This is a genomic window from Azospirillum brasilense (assembly GCF_003349955.1).
Classification (GTDB): domain Bacteria; phylum Pseudomonadota; class Alphaproteobacteria; order Azospirillales; family Azospirillaceae; genus Azospirillum; species Azospirillum brasilense_B.
On record NZ_QLKQ01000054.1, the window covers coordinates 13,743 to 29,422 of the forward strand.

15 protein-coding genes are annotated in these 15,680 nt (G+C 70.9%); 6 read left to right on the forward strand and 9 right to left on the reverse strand.

Translation table 11 applies throughout. The features are described from left to right. The first annotated feature begins 221 nt into the window (after positions 1-221). The 4 genes from DXK32_RS21585 (at position 222) to DXK32_RS21600 (ending at position 3,464) form a co-directional block, all read left to right on the forward strand. Positions 222-725 (forward strand): glycosyl transferase, encoded by a 504-nt coding sequence (locus tag DXK32_RS21585; RefSeq protein ID WP_114860386.1) that lies wholly within the window; start codon positions 222-224, stop codon positions 723-725. A gap of 91 nt (positions 726-816) precedes the next feature. After that, on the forward strand, positions 817-1,506 hold the full coding sequence (locus tag DXK32_RS21590; RefSeq protein WP_109069931.1) for a response regulator transcription factor: 690 nt from the start codon (positions 817-819) through the stop codon (positions 1,504-1,506). Positions 1,507-1,626: 120 nt separating this feature from the next. Continuing rightward, entirely contained in the window at positions 1,627-2,091 is a 465-nt protein-coding gene (locus DXK32_RS21595) for a DUF2231 domain-containing protein (protein ID WP_114860387.1), read from the forward strand. Further along, a complete protein-coding gene (locus tag DXK32_RS21600) occupies positions 2,088-3,464 on the forward strand; it encodes a PQQ-dependent sugar dehydrogenase (RefSeq protein ID WP_114860388.1) in 1,377 nt (458 codons plus the stop codon). Before DXK32_RS21595 ends, DXK32_RS21600 begins: the two co-directional genes overlap by 4 nt. A gap of 15 nt (positions 3,465-3,479) precedes the next feature. Here the strand turns inward: DXK32_RS21600 and DXK32_RS21605 are convergent, their stop codons facing one another. Further along, positions 3,480-4,217 (reverse strand): hypothetical protein, encoded by a 738-nt coding sequence (locus DXK32_RS21605; protein ID WP_247877272.1) that lies wholly within the window; start codon positions 4,215-4,217, stop codon positions 3,480-3,482. A gap of 257 nt (positions 4,218-4,474) precedes the next feature. On the opposite strand from DXK32_RS21605, the gene DXK32_RS21610 reads away from it, so the two are divergent. Both DXK32_RS21610 and DXK32_RS21615 read left to right on the forward strand, forming a co-directional pair. Beyond that, positions 4,475-5,350: an MBL fold metallo-hydrolase gene (locus DXK32_RS21610; protein WP_114860389.1), complete on the forward strand. Its 876-nt coding sequence runs from the start codon at positions 4,475-4,477 to the stop codon at positions 5,348-5,350. Positions 5,351-5,510: 160 nt separating this feature from the next. Further along, positions 5,511-6,317: a YcbK family protein gene (locus DXK32_RS21615; RefSeq protein ID WP_114860390.1), complete on the forward strand. Its 807-nt coding sequence runs from the start codon at positions 5,511-5,513 to the stop codon at positions 6,315-6,317. Positions 6,318-6,320: 3 nt separating this feature from the next. Here DXK32_RS21615 and DXK32_RS21620 read toward each other — a convergent pair whose 3' ends face one another. From DXK32_RS21620 to DXK32_RS21655, 8 genes are all read right to left on the reverse strand, one after another. Beyond that, positions 6,321-7,493: an ABC transporter permease gene (locus DXK32_RS21620; RefSeq protein ID WP_114860391.1), complete on the reverse strand. Its 1,173-nt coding sequence runs from the start codon at positions 7,491-7,493 to the stop codon at positions 6,321-6,323. Continuing rightward, positions 7,490-8,488 carry an ABC transporter permease gene (locus DXK32_RS21625; protein WP_114860392.1) on the reverse strand — a complete coding sequence of 333 codons (999 nt, stop codon included), beginning with the start codon at positions 8,486-8,488 and terminating at the stop codon, positions 7,490-7,492. The genes DXK32_RS21620 and DXK32_RS21625 overlap by 4 nt, the downstream gene beginning before the upstream one ends. 4 nt (positions 8,489-8,492) lie before the next feature. Then, positions 8,493-10,355, reverse strand: coding sequence for an ABC transporter substrate-binding protein (locus DXK32_RS21630; RefSeq protein ID WP_247877273.1), 1,863 nt, complete (start codon positions 10,353-10,355; stop codon positions 8,493-8,495). Between the two features lie 167 nt (positions 10,356-10,522). Then, positions 10,523-12,433: an ABC transporter ATP-binding protein gene (locus DXK32_RS21635; RefSeq protein WP_114860393.1), complete on the reverse strand. Its 1,911-nt coding sequence runs from the start codon at positions 12,431-12,433 to the stop codon at positions 10,523-10,525. Continuing rightward, positions 12,430-12,987 (reverse strand): hypothetical protein, encoded by a 558-nt coding sequence (locus DXK32_RS21640; protein ID WP_114860394.1) that lies wholly within the window; start codon positions 12,985-12,987, stop codon positions 12,430-12,432. Before DXK32_RS21640 ends, DXK32_RS21635 begins: the two co-directional genes overlap by 4 nt. A 3-nt stretch (positions 12,988-12,990) precedes the next feature. Continuing rightward, complete coding sequence (locus DXK32_RS21645; protein ID WP_205215791.1) at positions 12,991-13,821, reverse strand: polysaccharide deacetylase family protein; 831 nt, start codon at positions 13,819-13,821, stop codon at positions 12,991-12,993. Positions 13,822-14,011: 190 nt separating this feature from the next. Continuing rightward, positions 14,012-15,181 (reverse strand): glycosyltransferase family protein, encoded by a 1,170-nt coding sequence (locus tag DXK32_RS21650; RefSeq protein ID WP_114860395.1) that lies wholly within the window; start codon positions 15,179-15,181, stop codon positions 14,012-14,014. A gap of 20 nt (positions 15,182-15,201) precedes the next feature. Next, positions 15,202-15,657, reverse strand: coding sequence for a cyclic nucleotide-binding domain-containing protein (locus DXK32_RS21655; protein WP_114860396.1), 456 nt, complete (start codon positions 15,655-15,657; stop codon positions 15,202-15,204). Between the last annotated feature and the right edge of the window lie 23 nt (positions 15,658-15,680).

Here is a 15,680-nt window from a genome sequence, read left to right on the forward strand (position 1 = left end):
GCTTCGCGTGCTGCGCCCCGAAGGGCGAAAGATCCCGACATGGGTCGGAGAGCGCGGGAAGCAAAGCGCAGGTGGCGCACCCCTGTCCAGCAAATCCCGCGCGCCACACCGTTGCCGGCGGCGCAACGGTGGCGCAAACCACCGCCGGTGCGGGCGAATCCGGCTTGCGCTATGCTCGCCGTCCCCTCTCCTTTCCTCCCTTGCACGCGAGACCCATCGCCATGGCGGACCAGCCGGCCCTGCACGTCCTCTTCCCCGCCAACCGGACGCCGGACGGCTACGCGGAACGCATGGCGCTGGCGCTGGAGGCCCAGGGACGGAGCCTGGCGCGCCACGCCCTGCCCGGCGACCACCCGCGGCTCGACCCCTCGGCGGTGCTGGCGGCGGACATCGCGCTGTCGCGCCTGCCGGACGGCGCGCGGGTGCTGGTGGACGGCGGCGCCCTGCCCGGCCTCGCCGCCGCCCTGGCGATGGACAGCCGGCGCCTGAGGCTCGTCGCGCTGGTCGACCGCCTTCTCTGGTCGGAGCCCGGCCTGACCGGGGAGGAGGCCGCCGCCCGCCGCCATCTGGAGCAGGGCGCGCTGGCGCTGATGCGCGCCGTCGCCGTGCCGGACGCCGCGGCGGCGCAGGCGGTGACGGACCTCGGCCTCGCCCCGGAGGCCGCGGTCGTCCTTGCTCCGGACACCGCCGCGGCGGACCGGCTGGATGACCTGTTCGGCGCCTGACGCTTGTCTTCGGCCCTTCCGATAAGTCTAGGGCAATCCCGCGCGGGCCATGATAAGTTCCGCGCCCGGAGCCACCGGTGAACGCCCCCGCATGACGCTTGCGAAACGCATCCTTCTGATCGACGACGACACCGCCCTCCGGCAGTCCCTCGCCGAGCAGCTCCAGCTTCTGGAGGAATTCGAGACGGTGGAGGCCGGGGACGGCGCCTCGGCCCTGGCCGTGGCGCGGGAGGGCGGTTTCGCCGCCATCCTGCTCGACGTCGGGCTGCCGGACATGGACGGGCGCGACCTCTGCCGCCTGCTGCGGCGCGAGGGGGTGCGCTGCCCGGTCATCATGCTGACCGCGGCGGCGTCCGACGCCGACACCATCCTCGGGCTCGATTCCGGGGCCAGCGACTACGTCACCAAGCCCTTCCGCATGGGGGTGCTGCTGGCCCGGCTGCGCGCCCAGCTTCGCGTCCACGAGCAGAGCGAGGACGCCGTCTTCGCCATCGGCCCCTACAGCTTCCGTCCGGCGGGCAAGCTGCTCCTGGCCGACGGCGGCGCCCGCAAGATCCGCCTGACCGAGAAGGAAACGGCGATCCTGAAATACCTGTACCGGGCCGGCGGCGCGGTGATCGGGCGGGAGACGCTGCTCGGCGAGGTGTGGGGCTACAACGCCGGGGTCACCACCCACACGTTGGAAACCCACGTCTACCGCCTGCGCCAGAAGATCGAGCGCGATCCGTCCAACGCCGAGATCCTGGTGACGGAGCCCGGCGGCTACCGGCTGGTGCCCTGATCCCCGGTCAGGCGACCGCCGGCCCGCCGCAGCGCGGAACCATCCTCATCCCTGCCCATTGAAAAGACTGATTTCCGCGCCGCCCCGGCGCGGACCACCGTCGGGCAAGGAGAGGACGTCTTGGTAGCCATCGTCGATCACGGCAGACCGGCAAGGGCCATCCATCCCTTGCACGCGGTGCTGCTCGCCGCCTCCCTTCCGCTGTTCCTGGGGGGCCTGCTCTGCGACATCGCCTATTCCAGGAGCTTCGAGATCCAGTGGAGCAACTTCGCCGCCTGGCTGATCGCCGGCGGCATGGTCTTCGCCGGTTTCTCGCTCCTCTGGGCCTTCATCGATCTGTTCCGCGCCGGCCGGCGCCGCGGTCACGGACTCGCCTACTTCGTCCTGCTGGTCATCACGGTCGCGCTCGGCCTCGTCAACGCCTTCGTGCACGCGCGGGACGCCTGGGGAACCATGCCGGAGGGGCTGATCCTGTCGGCGGTCGTCACTCTGACCACCGCCCTGGCGATCTGGTTCGGCTTCTCCAGCTTCCGCATGGGCAACCATACGGGCCACCGCATGGACCGCATGGGAGGTACGCGATGACACGCTCCAGCCTGCTGGCCGCCGCGGCGCTCGTCGCCCTGCTGGCCGCCTGCGACAACAACGACAACCCGTCGCCGCCCGTGTACGGCGCCAACCCGCCTCTGCCGGAGCAGCAGCGCGGCCTGCTGCCCAGCATGAAGATCGCCAAGCCCGCCAACTGGGGGGACCGGAAGCCGACCGTGCCGGAGGGCTTCACCGTCACGGCGATCGCCACCGACCTCGGCATCCCGCGCCAGACCCTGGTCCTTCCCAACGGCGACATCCTGGTTGCCGAAGGCCGCGGCGGTTCGGCCCCGGCGCTGCGGCCCAAGGACGTCATCGCGGGCGTCATCAAGGCCAGGGGGACGACCTCGGTCCCCAGCGGCAACCGCATCACCCTGCTGCGCGACGCCGACGGCGACGGGAAGTACGAGGAGCGCACGGTCTTCGCCGACCATCTGAACGCGCCCTACGGGCTGGCCTTCGCGAACGGCCAGATCTACGTCGCGAACCAGGACGCGCTGGTGCGCTTCCCCTACCGGGAGGGCCAGACCCGCGCCGAGGGGCCGCCGGAGAAGGTCACCGACCTGCCCTCCTACATCAACCATCACTGGACCAAGTCGCTGGCCGCCAGCCCGGACGGGCAGTTCCTCTATGTCGGCATCGGCTCCAACAGCAACATCACCGAACGCGGGATGCCCGCCGAGGCCGACCGCGCGATGGTCTGGGAGATCGACGCGCGGACCGGCGCGCACCGGCCCTACGCCACCGGCTTGCGCAATCCCACCGCGCTGGCCATCCAGCCGGGAACCGGCACGCTGTGGGCGGTGGTCAACGAGCGCGACGAGCTTGGCCCCAACCTCGTGCCCGACTACCTGACCTCGGTCCGCGAGGGCGCCTTCTACGGCTGGCCCTACAGCTACTGGGGCCAGAACGTCGATCCGCGCGCCCAGCCGCAAAAGCCGGAGATGGTCGCCGCGGCGATCAAGCCGGACTATGCCCTGGGCTCGCACGTCGCGGCGCTCGGCGTGGCCTTCTCCTCGCCGGTGATGGGCGAGCGCTTCGCCGACGGCGTGTTCGTCGGCGAGCATGGCAGCTGGAACCGCAGCGTGCCCAGCGGCTACAAGGTGATCTTCGTCCCCTTCCGCGACGGCGCCCCCGCCGGCGATCCGGTCGAGGTGGTGACCGGCTTCATGGGCGAGGACGGCCACACCTACGGCCGGCCGGTCGGCGTCACGGTGGACCCCAAAGGCGCGCTGATCGTCGCCGACGACCTGTCGAACACGGTCTGGCGCGTCGCGGTGAGCGAGCGCTCGCCCACCGCCCAGGCACCGGCCGAAGCGCCGGCGGACATGGGCAGCGCGACGACCGACGGGAACGGATCGTCCAACTGATACGGGAACGCCGCGTCAGGGCCGCTTGCCGGGCGGTCCTGACCGGTCCGCGATGGTGACGGTGAGCGGATAGCCCATCCAGCGCTGGCGCTTGCCCTCCAGCGCCGCCCCGCCGCGGGCCGCCCCACCGTTCGCCGGACGGCCGCCGCCCCACAGGCCGCGGCCGCGCGGCACCACGGGCAGCAGGCGGATCTTCCGCCCGACGATGGCCAGCCGGCGGCGCCAATGGGCGACCAGCTTGGGCGAGGTGCCGACCCGCCGAGCGATTTCGTGATCGGCCAGCAGAGCGCTGTTCGGGTCCTGCAGCAGGTCGAGGATGGCGCGGCGCTTGTCGACGCTGGTGTGGCGGCTGTGCTTGCGCTCCAGCGCCTTGCCGAGGTCCCAGAGCTTTTCCGCCGTCTCGCGGGCCAGGCCGCGCCAGCGGTCGGCCTCCTCGCGCTGGCGCTCCATGTCGCCGGTGCTCTTCTCAAGCTGCCGCTTCAGCCCGGCGACCTCCAGCTCCAGGTCGCGCACCTGACGGCGCAAGCCCTGGACCAGCTGGTCGGGCGGCGGCGGACGGTCGGGCGGCGGGGCGCTGGCGGCGGGCGGCGGTTCCGGGGTGGTGGAGACCGGACGGGCACCGCGGGCAAGATCGCGGAACGACAGGCCGGCCCTCGACAGCATGATGCGCGCGGCGCGCAGAGCGGACTGGGCCTCGCCCTGATGCTCCGACTCGGCCATGGCGAGGACTTTGGCGAGTTTGTCTGGGTCCATCCGAGGGGGCGGGGTCCGGAGGCGATTTTTCGCGTCGATGGGCGAACGGGCGCAAACTACCACATCTTATTGGATTGGGCATCTCCACATCTCGGCGGTGCGGCACGCCTTTTCCTCCTACCCCCGTCTCGCGCCGTCCCCCCTTCTATCGAGGCCCATCGGCCACTGGGCCGGTATATGGACGCGTCGGAAGGCCGTTTCGTGAAACAACCTTTTCGCTCGACTCGCGAGGGTCCTACCGCCAAATTGTCGGTACCATGACGGCACGAACCGTTTCCGACGCCTGTTCCGGTGCGCCTGACACCCCGCCGGACTTCACCGTCCGCTTCTGGGGCGTGCGTGGCAGCATTGCCTCCCCGGGGCCGGACACGGTCCGCTACGGCGGCAACACCCCCTGCGTCGAGCTGCGCTGCGGGGACGCGCTCCTGGTTCTCGACGCCGGCACCGGCCTGCGCCCGCTGGGCGAGGCGCTGATGCGCCAGGGCGAGCCGGTGGACGTCGATCTGCTGCTGACCCACAGCCATCTCGACCACATCTGCGGCCTTCCCTTCTTCGCGCCGGCCTTCGACGCGGCCAGCCGCGTGCGGATCAGGGCCGGCCATCTGGAGCGGGAGCGGACGATGCGCTCCGTCCTGGAATGCATGATGTCAGCGCCGCTGTTTCCGGTCCCGGTGGAGATCTTCCGGGCCGACTGCACCTTCCACGATTTCGTCAGCGGCGAGACGCTGACGGTGAAGCCGGGCGTCACCGTGCGCACCGCCGCCCTGAACCACCCGGACGGGGCCACCGGCTACCGCGTGGAGTTCGCCGGGCGCAGCCTGTGCTACGTCACCGACACCGAGCACCCGGCCGCGGGCCGCGACCCCGCCGTGATGGAGCTGGTGCGCGGCAGCGACCTGCTGATCTACGACTGCACCTACACCGACGCCGAATACGCCGCCCGCGTCGGCTGGGGCCATTCGACCTGGGAGGAGTGCCTGCGCATCGCCGACGAGGCCGATGTGAAGCGCGCGGTCATCTTCCATCATGATCCCCGGCGCAGCGACGCCGATCTGGACGTCATCGCCACCGCCGCCGAGGCCCGGCGCCCCGGCACGCTGGTCGCCCGCGAAGGCATGGCGCTTCCCCTCTGACTTGGCCATTTCGGTCGACAACTATCCCGTTGGACAGTGATGCGCCGATGACACGGCCAAGTCTCCGTTCGCGTCCCCTGGCCCGTTGTCACTGCCGGATCGTGTGACAATTATGGTATGAAAACCGCCTGCAACCGCAGAGAGAACTCTGGGGAGACGCATGCGGCATCTTCTGCGCTTATCGTTGCTGGGCCTGCTCGCCGGCGGAACGCTCGCCGGCTGCGCCTCCACTCCGGGTCCCCAGGCCTCGCTGGACGGCGGCCCCCGCTCGATCGTCCTGCATCATCCCGCCAGCGGCGAGACGGTCAGCGTCACCTACCGCCTCGCCGACGGCTACGATCCCCAGGCCCTGGACCGCATCGCCACCCTGTTCCGCGACCGCCGCACCGGCGAGACGGTGCCCGTCGATCCCACCCTGGTGGAGCTTCTGGCCGACCTGCGGGACCGCTGCGGCGTGGGCCCCGACACGCCGGTCCACATCACCTCGGGCTACCGCTCGCCGCTGACCAACGTCACGCTGGCGCGCAGCAACCCGAACGTGGCGGAAAACAGCTATCACCTGCGCGGGCAGGCCGCCGACATCGCCATCCCCGGCGTCCCGCCCCGCCGCCTCGCCGACGAGGCGGCGGCCCTGCAGCGCGGCGGCTACGCGCTCTATCCCCACACCGGCCACGTCCATGTGGACACCGGCCCGTTCCGCACCTGGAGCCCGAAGGGCGGCGACATCCGCATCCTGGAGGCCAGGGCGAAGGCCGCGTCGGGCAAGGCGGTCGCCGCCAAGCCCGCTCCCGCCGCTCCCCGGACCCAGGTCGCGGCGGCGGAGCCCGCCCCGGCGAAGCGCCCCCCGGCCAAGGCCGCGCCCGCCGCCGCCCCGGCGAAGGGCGGCGACGCCGACCTCGCCCGCGTCCGCATGGTGCTGGCCTCCCTCAAGGAGCAGCCGGACGCGTCGGCGAAGAAGAAGCCCTGAGGCTTACCGATACGGGTCCGCCGCGTCGCGCAGGCCGTCGCCGAGGAAGTTGAAGCTCAGCACGGTCACGATCACCGGCAGCACCGGCAGCATCAGCCAGGGGTACAGCGCCACCACGTTGATGTTCTGCGCCTCGGTCAGCAGCACCCCCCAGCTGGTGATCGGCGGGCGCAGGCCGAGGCCGAGGAAGCTCAGCGCCGTCTCGCCCAGGATCATGCCGGGGATGGCCAGCGTCGCCGAGGCGATCAGGTGGCTCATGAAGCTGGGCAGCAGGTGCCGCCCGATGATGCGGGCCGGGCTGGCCCCCATCAGCTGGGCGGCGGTGGTGAAGTCCTCCTCGCGCAGGGCCAGCAGCTTGGACCGCACGGCGCGGGCGAGGCCCGTCCATTCCAGAAGGCCGAGGATCACCGTGATCCCGAAATAGATGAAGATCGGGTTCCAGGTGACGGGCAAGGCTGCGGACAGGGCCATCCACAGCGGCAGCTCGGGGAAGGAGCGGATGATCTCAATCAGCCGCTGGATCAGGTTGTCCACCCAGCCGCCATAATAGCCGGTGATGCCGCCGATCACGATCCCCAGCACGAAGCTGACCGCGACGCCGATCAGCCCGATGGTCAGCGAGATGCGCGTCCCGTAGATCATCCGCGACAGCAGGTCACGCCCCAGCCGGTCGGTGCCCATGAGGAACAGCGTCCCGCCCTCGGCCGGGCAGGCGAGATGCCAGTCGCTCTCCACCAGCCCCCAGAACTCGTAGCGGTCGCCACGGCAGAAGAATCGGATCGGTTGCACCTTCGCGGGGTCGGGCGTGTACTCCCGCTTCAGGATCTCCATGTCCAGGCGGTAGCTGTAGCCGTAGACGAAGGGGCCGACGAACCGACCCTCGTGGAACAGATGCACGCTCTGCGGCGGCGCATGGATGAAGTGGGAATTGCGGCTGTCCACCGCGTAGGGGGCCAGGACCTCGCTGACCAGGGTCGAGGCGTAAAGCAGCAGCAGCACGATGCCCGAGGCCACCGCCAGCTTGTGCCGGCGCAGCTTCCACCAGACCATCCGCCATTGCGAGGCGGTGGTGAAACGCTCCTGCTCGGGCGAGAGCCGCTCGACCTCGTCGGGGTCCCAGGGGGCGGTGTCGACGCTGTGGGGCAGGGGAGGGGCAGGGGGCAGGGTGGCGCTCATCGGCTGGCTCCCCCGCTCAGGCGGATGCGCGGGTCGAGGGCGGCCAGCGCCAGATCGGACAGGAAGACGCCGATCACCGTCAGCACCGCCAGGAACATCAGGAAGGAGCCGGCCAGATACATGTCCTGGCTGCGCAGCGCCTGGAGCAGCATCGGCCCCGTCGTCGGCAGCGACATCACCACCGACACGATGGCGGCGCCGGAGACGACCTGCGGCAGCAGGTTGCCGATGTCCGCCACGAAGGGGTTCAGCGCCACCCGCAGCGGGTATTTCACCAGCGCCCGCCCCGGCGGCAGGCCCTTGGCCCGCGCGGTGACGACGTAGGGCTTGTGCAGCTCGTCCAGCAGGTTGGCGCGCAGGCGGCGGATCATCGCGGCGGTGCCGGCGGTGCCGATGACGATCACCGGAATCCACATGTGCTCGAACACGCTCATCGCCTTGCCCCAGCTCCACGGTTGGCCGATGTAGCGCGGGTCCATCAGCCCGCCGATCGAGGTGCCGAACCACACGTTGGCGAAGTACAGCATCACCAGCGCCAGCAGGAAGCTGGGCGTCGCCAGCCCCAGGAAGCCGAGGAAGGTCAGGACATAGTCGCCCAGGCTGTACTGCCGCGTCGCCGAATAGATGCCGATGGGGAAGGAGACCACCCAGATGAACAGGATGGTCGTGAAGGACACGATGGCGGTCAGCGACAGCCGGTCGCCCACCACGTCGGCCACCGGCAGGTTGTATTCGAAGGAATAGCCGAAGTCGCCGCGCAGCATGCCGGCCAGCCACAGCGCGTACTGTTCGTGCATCGGCCGGTCGAGCCCGTAGGTCTCGCGCAGCATGGCCAGCCGTCCCTGGTCCATGCTCTCGCCCCGGCTCTGCATCTCGTTGACCAGCGTCGTCAGATAGTCGCCGGGGGGAAGCTGGATGATGACGAAGGTGATGACGCTGATCGCCAGCAGCGTCGGGATCATGATGAGGATGCGGCGGATCACGTAGCCCAGCATGGCCTCACCCCTTTCCGTCGAACCAGAAGCCGTCGGGCCGGTACAGCCCGAAATGCGCGCCGGGGTCGTAGTTGAACAGGCCCTCCTCCGGCACGTTGCGCAGGGTGCGGCGCGCCACCACCGGCTGCGGCACCCCGGCCACCGTGCCGATGGTGAAGACCTGCTCGGCGTTGAGCGTCAGGATGCGCGCCCAGGCCGCCGCCCGACCCGCCTCGTCCGGGGCGTCGCGCCAGGCGCGGAAGGCCTCCAGCAGGTCGCGCGCCTCGGGCATGTCGGGGCGCTCGCCGTCCTTGCCCATGGTCTGGAAGAACTGGCCCCATTTCGGCCACTGGTACTTGGCCTGATCGACCGGCACCAGCTCGGCCGGGCTCATGTCCGCGGTGGCGATGGCGTTGTCCAGACCGCGCGAAATCGACATGCAGGTGTCGCCGGCGAAGATGCGGTTGCGGAACACGTCGAGCTGCGAGGAGCGGATGTAGAGCCGCGCCCCGACGCGCCGCCAGCCGTCGGCGATCAGCTCCAGCGCGTCGGTCTCCTCCGTGCTCTCCCCGGCGGTCTCCACCACGATCTCCAGCGGGCGGCCGTCGGGCAGCAGGCGGACACCGTTGACGTTGCGCTCGGTCAGGCCGATCTCGTCGAGCAGCCGGTTGGCCTGCTTCACGTCGAACTGCGCCCAGCGGTCGCGGTAGGCCGGCGTCCAAAGCGGAGAGACCTCCAGCAGCGTGTTGTTGGTCGGGGTGGCGAGGCCGTAATAGATGACCTGGTTCATCTCCTCGCGGTCGATGGCCAGCGACAAGGCGCGGCGGTATCGCACGTCGCGGTTCAGCGCGCGCCACACCGGGTCGTTGCAGTTCAGGTTGGGGAACAGCGCCATCTGCGCCCCGATGCCGGTGCGCCACAGCGTGACCCGGTAGTCGTTGCGCTTCGCCCCCTGCTTCAGGAAGGTATAGTTGTCGAACCGCAGATAGCGCGCCTGCAGGTCGCTCTCGCCCGCCCCCGTCTTGGCCGGGACGATCTTGGCGTCGGCCACCGTCATGATGATCCGGTCGATGTAGGGCAACTGCCGCCCCGCCGGGTCCACCCGATGGAAATAGGGGTTCCTTACGAAGATGAAACGTTCCGCAGGCGGAGCGGTCGTCGGCACCCAGGGCTGCAGGGTCGGCAGGTCCGGGTTGTCGAACTCGGTCAGATTGTCCTTGCGGTTGTGAAGCTGCTGCCAGCTCTTCTGCCGCTCCGCCTCCACCCGCTGCTTCAGCTCCAGCGGTTCGGTGAAGCGCGGGTGGAAGCGCCGCAGGTAATGGGCCGGTGCGTAGATCTCCACCGGCTTGGCCCCGGCCAGCATGGGCAGGAAGAAGGGGTTGGGGCGCGACCACGTGTAGCGCACCGCCGCGGCGTCCAGCACCTCGAACGTGGGCGCCTCCCCGGCCACCATCATCTCCGGCGGCGGTCCGCCGGGGGAGCGCTTGGCGTTGTTGGCCATGTCCTCCCACCAGTAGCGGAAGTCCTCCGCCGTGAAGGGATGGCCGTCCGACCAGCGGTGACCGCGGCGCAGCGTGAAGGTGAAGATGCGCCCCTCCTCCACATCCACCCGTTCCAGGATGTCGGGCACGATGCGCAGGTCCGGGGTCAGCGCGACCAGCCGGGCGTAGCTGTAGACGTAGATCAGCCGCGTGTCCTTGGTCCGCGCCATCAGCAGGCGCAGGTCGCCGCCATGGCGCCCCGGCGACTGCCAGGGCCGGTCCATCGTCTCGACCAGCGGGGTGAGCGGCAGCCGCTTCTCCACCGGCGGCAGCGACCCGGCGCCGACCGCGTTCTCCAGCATCGGCGTCTCGACCGCGTCGAAGGCGCTGAGCCCGAGGAAGGCCAATGCCAGAAGGGCACGTCGCCGCCATCCTCCCTCTCCCCTCTGGGGAGAGGGTCGGGGTGAGGGGGTTGCCCGTGGCGCGGCGTCCGGCAAAAGCGCAACCCCCTCACCCTTCCCTCTCCCCAGAGGGGAGAGGGTATTGAACGTCGCATCGGGAACGGTCCACATCATCACGCCACCTCCCGCACGCGGACGGCGGCGGCGGCGCGCACGCAATGGCCGCCGCCGAGGTCGACCAGATGGGGCTGGTGGTCCTCGTCGATGGTGAAGGGGGCGGGCCAGCGCGCCGGGTCGGAGGCGCGGCCTTCCTCCAGGTCGGTCAGCGACAGCGGGCGGCTGGGGTCCGGTTCCGGCACGGCGGCCAGCAGGGCGCGGGTGTAGGGGTGGACCGGGTTGCGGAACAGCGCCTCGCGCGGCGCCGACTCGACGATCCGCCCGCGGCACATCACCAGGATGCGGTCGGCCATGTAGTCCACCACCGCCAGATTGTGGCTGACGAACAGATAGGTCAGGCCGAGCCGCTCCTTCAGGTCCTTCAGCAGGTTCAGCACCTGCGCCTGGATCGACACGTCGAGCGCCGACACCGGCTCGTCGAGCAGCAGAAGCTCGGGCCGCAGGGCCAGCGCGCGGGCGATGCCGATGCGCTGGCGCTGGCCGCCGGAGAAGCTGTGCGGGTAGCGGCGCAGATGCCGCGCGTCCAGCCCGACCAGCCCCATCAGCTCCTTCACCCGCGCCGCGCGCTCCGCCTCGTCGCCGATGCCGTGGATGACCAGCGGTTCGGCGATGATGTCGAAGACGGTCATGCGCGGGTTCAATGAGCCGAAGGGGTCCTGGAAGACGAACTGAACCTTGCGGCGGAAGGCGGTCAGGGCCGCACCCTCCAGCCCCAGCACGTCGACGATCCGGCCATGGTCGTTGAAGCGGACGTCGCCGGCGTCCGGGGTCAGGGCGCGCATCAGGATCTTCGACAGGGTGGTCTTGCCGCAGCCCGACTCGCCGACCAACCCGACGCATTCGCCGCGCGCGATGGCGAAGCTGACATCGTCCACCGCCAGCGTGCCGGCCCCGGCCTTGGCGCCGAACCAGCCGGCCTTGCGCGCGCCGTAGCGCTTGCGCACCCCCTCCACCGCCAGCAGCGGCCCCGCCGCGTCGGCGCCGGGCGGCCAGGGCTGGTGATCCTTCTCCAGCAGGCTGCCGCCCTGCGACGTACCCCCGATCGAGATGGAGCGGATCGGCACCAGCCGTTCCCCCGGCGCCATGTGGAAGCGCGGAACGGCGCGCAGCAGCGCCTTCAGATAGGGGTGGCGGGGGTCGGCGAAGATGTCCTCGCGCGTGCCGGACTCCATGATCCGCCCGCGGTGCATCACCACCACCTCGTCGGCGAGGTTGGCGACCACCCCCAGGTCGTGGGTGATGAGCAGGACGGCCATCCCGAGATCGGCCTGGAGGTCCTTGATCAGCTTCAGGATCTGCGCCTGGATGGTGACGTCCAGCGCGGTCGTCGGTTCGTCGGCGATCAGCAGGGCGGGGCGGCAGACCAGCGCCATGGCGATCATCGCGCGTTGGCGCAGGCCGCCCGACAGTTCGAACGGGTAGGTGTCCAGCGCTCGCTTGGGGTCGGGGAAGCGCACCCGGCGCAGCATGTCCTCGGCCTGGGCGCGGGCTTGGCGGGCGGTCACCCGCTGGTGCAGCCGCACCGCCTCGCCGACTTGGTCGCCCACCGTGTGCAGGGGCGACAGTGAGGTCATCGGCTCCTGGAAGATGATCGAGACGCGGCCGCCGCGCAGCGCCCGCATCGCCGTGCCGTCGGCCTTCAGCCCGGCGATGTCGACGGGGCCGGCGCCCTCGTTGACGATGCCGTCGTCGAACAGGATGCGCCCGTCCGCGATGGTGGCGTTGCGGGGCAGGATGCGCAGGATCGACTGCGCCGCCACCGACTTGCCCGACCCGGATTCGCCGACCAGGGCGACGGTGGAACCGGCCCGCACCCGGAAGGACACGCCGCGCACCGCGTGGACCACGCCGCCCGGCACCTGGAAATCGACCCTCAGGTCCTCCACCCGGAGCAGCGTGCGGCTCATGGCGCCGGCCTCTTTTCGTTGGGGTCCTCTGGCGGCTCGATGCCCAGCGCGATGAGATTGTCCACCGTCACCGCGCTCAGAGCCACGCCATTGCGTCCGGCGGCGAGAGCGGCCTGCTCGATCACCGCGTCGAAGCCCTCCAGGTTGCTGTCGAAGCGCAGGGTCTTGCCGCCGCCGCTCAGCGCCGCCTGCATCCAACCGTCGTCGCGCCCCCGTTTGGTCGCGTAGTAGCGCAGCTTCAGCCCGGACAGTGCGTCCCAGCGGACGGCGCCGCCCATCGGCCCATCGGCCCGCAGGCCTTCGCCGTCCATGGTCAGGCGGGTCAGCTGGCGCTGCAGGGTGCGCGCCGCGAAGACGGCGAACAGCAGCGCGCAGGCGGCCAGCGGCACGGCGATCCAGGGGGTGACGGGCAGGACGGCCAGCGGCAGCGCCGTCAGCGCCAGCCCCGCCCCGGCCCGCGCGTAGTCGCCGGCCAGCGCCCCGGCGGGGTAGCGCATCTCCGCGAGGGTCGGCGTCTCCCCGGTCGAGGATCGGGCCATGGGCAGCTCGGCCATGAATCAGCGATGTCCTTCTGCGGCGAACAGGGTGTCGGTGAACAGGGTGTCGGCGAACAGGGTGTTGGTGGACAGCCAGCAGGCGGCCGGATGACGGCGGGTCACGGTCAGGAAACGCGCGGTGAAGGCCCAGGTTTCGCCGTCCATCACCAAATGATGCGTCAGCAGGCCGGTCGCCTCCGCCGCGTCCACCGTTCCCAGCCGCCGGGCGCGCAGATGGGCGACCGCCATCCCCAGCGACTCCGCGTCACCGAGGAAGCGCTTGGCGTTTTTCCAGGCCACCGGGTCGATGTGTGTATTGACACACATCATGTTGACGGTTGACACACGTCGCGGCCCGAAAACCGACAGGCCGGCGAAGCCCGCGCCGGGCAGACCCGCCGCCACGGCGGGCGCGATGCGGTTCCACGGCGGCACCAGGACGGGCAGGGCGCGCGGCCCGAACCGACGATCCAGCACGCTGCGCCCCTCGGCCAGTTCCGCCAGCACGGCGGCGGCGGGGCGGTCCGCGCCAAGCTCCGCCTTCTTCGCGGGGGGCGTGGCGTGGTTGGCGTGCGACCAGCCGTGCTGAAGCACCGTGACGGCGGGGGCCGCATCCACCACGGTGGCGAGGGCGTCGGTGACGCCCGCCGGGATGACCGCCAGGGCCAGCGGCGCACTGGTCTCCACGGACAGGGCGATCATCCGGTCGAGCGCGGGAGTCGGCTCGACGGCGTCGTCGTCGCGCCACCACAGGGTGGCGGTGCGCCCGGCGGCGGCCCAGGCGTCCAGCTCGGCGGTCAGCGCGTCCCAACCGGCGCGCGGCGGGCTGTCGGAAGGGGTGGTTGCGGTCATCGCCTGTTCTGCTCCCTCTCCCCTCCGGGGATAGGGTTAGGGTGAAGGGTTGCGCTTTTGCCGGACATACCGCCTTGCGCAACCCCCTCACCCTCCCCTCTCCCCAGAGGAGAGAGGGTTAGAAGGACAGCGAACGCGGTGACCGTCAGCATGGCCCCCGCACCGGAAAAATCCAAGCGTCTTGATTGGTTTAGCGCCGGTGGTCCGGATGGTCGCCTTGGCGATGGGCCACCGCGTCCCGCAGCAGACGGGCGGTGGCGGCGGCGCCGTCCAGGCGCAGCGGGATGGCCGGCGGCGGGGGCAGGGCGAGCGCCTTGGCAACGCCCGCGGCCAGAGTGTCCGGCGTCAGGGTGGCTTCATCGACCACGGCCAGCCGGCCCCGCTCCTCCAGAAGATGGGCGCGGGTGGCCTGCTCGGTCTCGCTGCCCGCGGCGAAGGGGACGACGACCGCCCGGCAGCCGGCCTGGAGCACGTCGAGCACGGTGTTGTAGCCGGCCTGGCTGATCGACAGGCGGCAGCGGCGGAGCAGGGCGGGGAAGTCGGGCCGCGCCCGCTCCACGATGGTGCCCGGCGGGGCGCCGGCGGCGAGGGCGCGGAACTCCGCCTCCGGCACGTCCGGCCCGGCCAGCAGGCGCCAGGGTGCGTCAAGTCCGGCGGGAGTTGACGCACGCACCGCCAGCGCCGCCCGCAGCAACGGCAGGCCGACCGCTCCGCCGCCCACCGACACGATGACCTCGCCGGCGCCGTCGGCGCCCTTCCCCTCGCCGCCCTGCGGGGCCGCGACATAGCCGGTGTAGCGGATGCGGTCGGCGATCCGCGCGGCGGCGGGGAAGGTCGCCGCGAACGGGATCAACTCAGGGTCACCGTGGACCAGCACATGGTCGAACAGCCGTTCCACCGTCGAAACGGTTTCCTCCAGCCGCTCCGGCTTGGCCTTGGTCACCAGGATGTCGCGCACCGACGCGGCGGTGACCGCCCCGCCGGCCTTGGCGGCCTCCAGCAGCGGCAGAAGCTCGAAGCGGAAGGCGCGGCGCCCGAAGGGGAAGGATTCGACCAGCAGCGCGTCGGGCCGCACCCGCTCGTGAACCTCCAGAACCGTGGCGCGGCGCCGGGCGCGCCACGCGTCGTCGATGGGCCGGTCGTGCGCGTCCAGCAGGGTCTTGAAGCCGCTGTCGGCGGCGCGGGCGGGGGGAAGCTGGACGATCTCGGCCGCCGGGCCGTAATCGATCCCCGGCACCGGATGCCCGCCGCGCAGCACGGTGACGGCGACGCCGGCCTCGGCCAGCCCGCGGGTGATCAGCGCGGCCCGGCGGTCGTGGCCGATGCCCAGCAGATGCTGGACGTGGAAGAGAACACGCATGGGTTGTCGATCGCGGCGCGTCAGGTCGCCTGCGCGGCCAGGACCTCGCGCAGGCGCACGGTGGTCTGCTCCAGGCGGTGGGCCAGCGAGCGCATGATCTCCAGCCCCATCTGCGGGAAGTCGGCGATCATCTGGAGAAAATGGTCCTTCGGCACGCACAGCGCCTCCAGGTCGGTGCTGGCGCGCACGGTGGCGGTGCGCGGCACGTCGCATAGGATGGCGATCTCGCCGACGATCTCGTTCGACCCCAGCGTCGCGACGGCCAGCGGCCCGCCGGGGCCGGCGATGATCACCTCGGCCTCCCCGCGCAGCAGGATGTAGGCGCAGGTGCCCATCTCGTCCTGCTCGAACAGGACGTCACCCGACCGGAAGCTCAACCGCTCGCTGGTGAAGGCGAGAAGCTTGAGCTTGGAAGTGTCGATGTTGGCGAACAGGGGAATCCTGCGCAGGCAATTGACCTCTTCCGCGATGCTCATGCCGTCTGCCTCCTCAACACCGC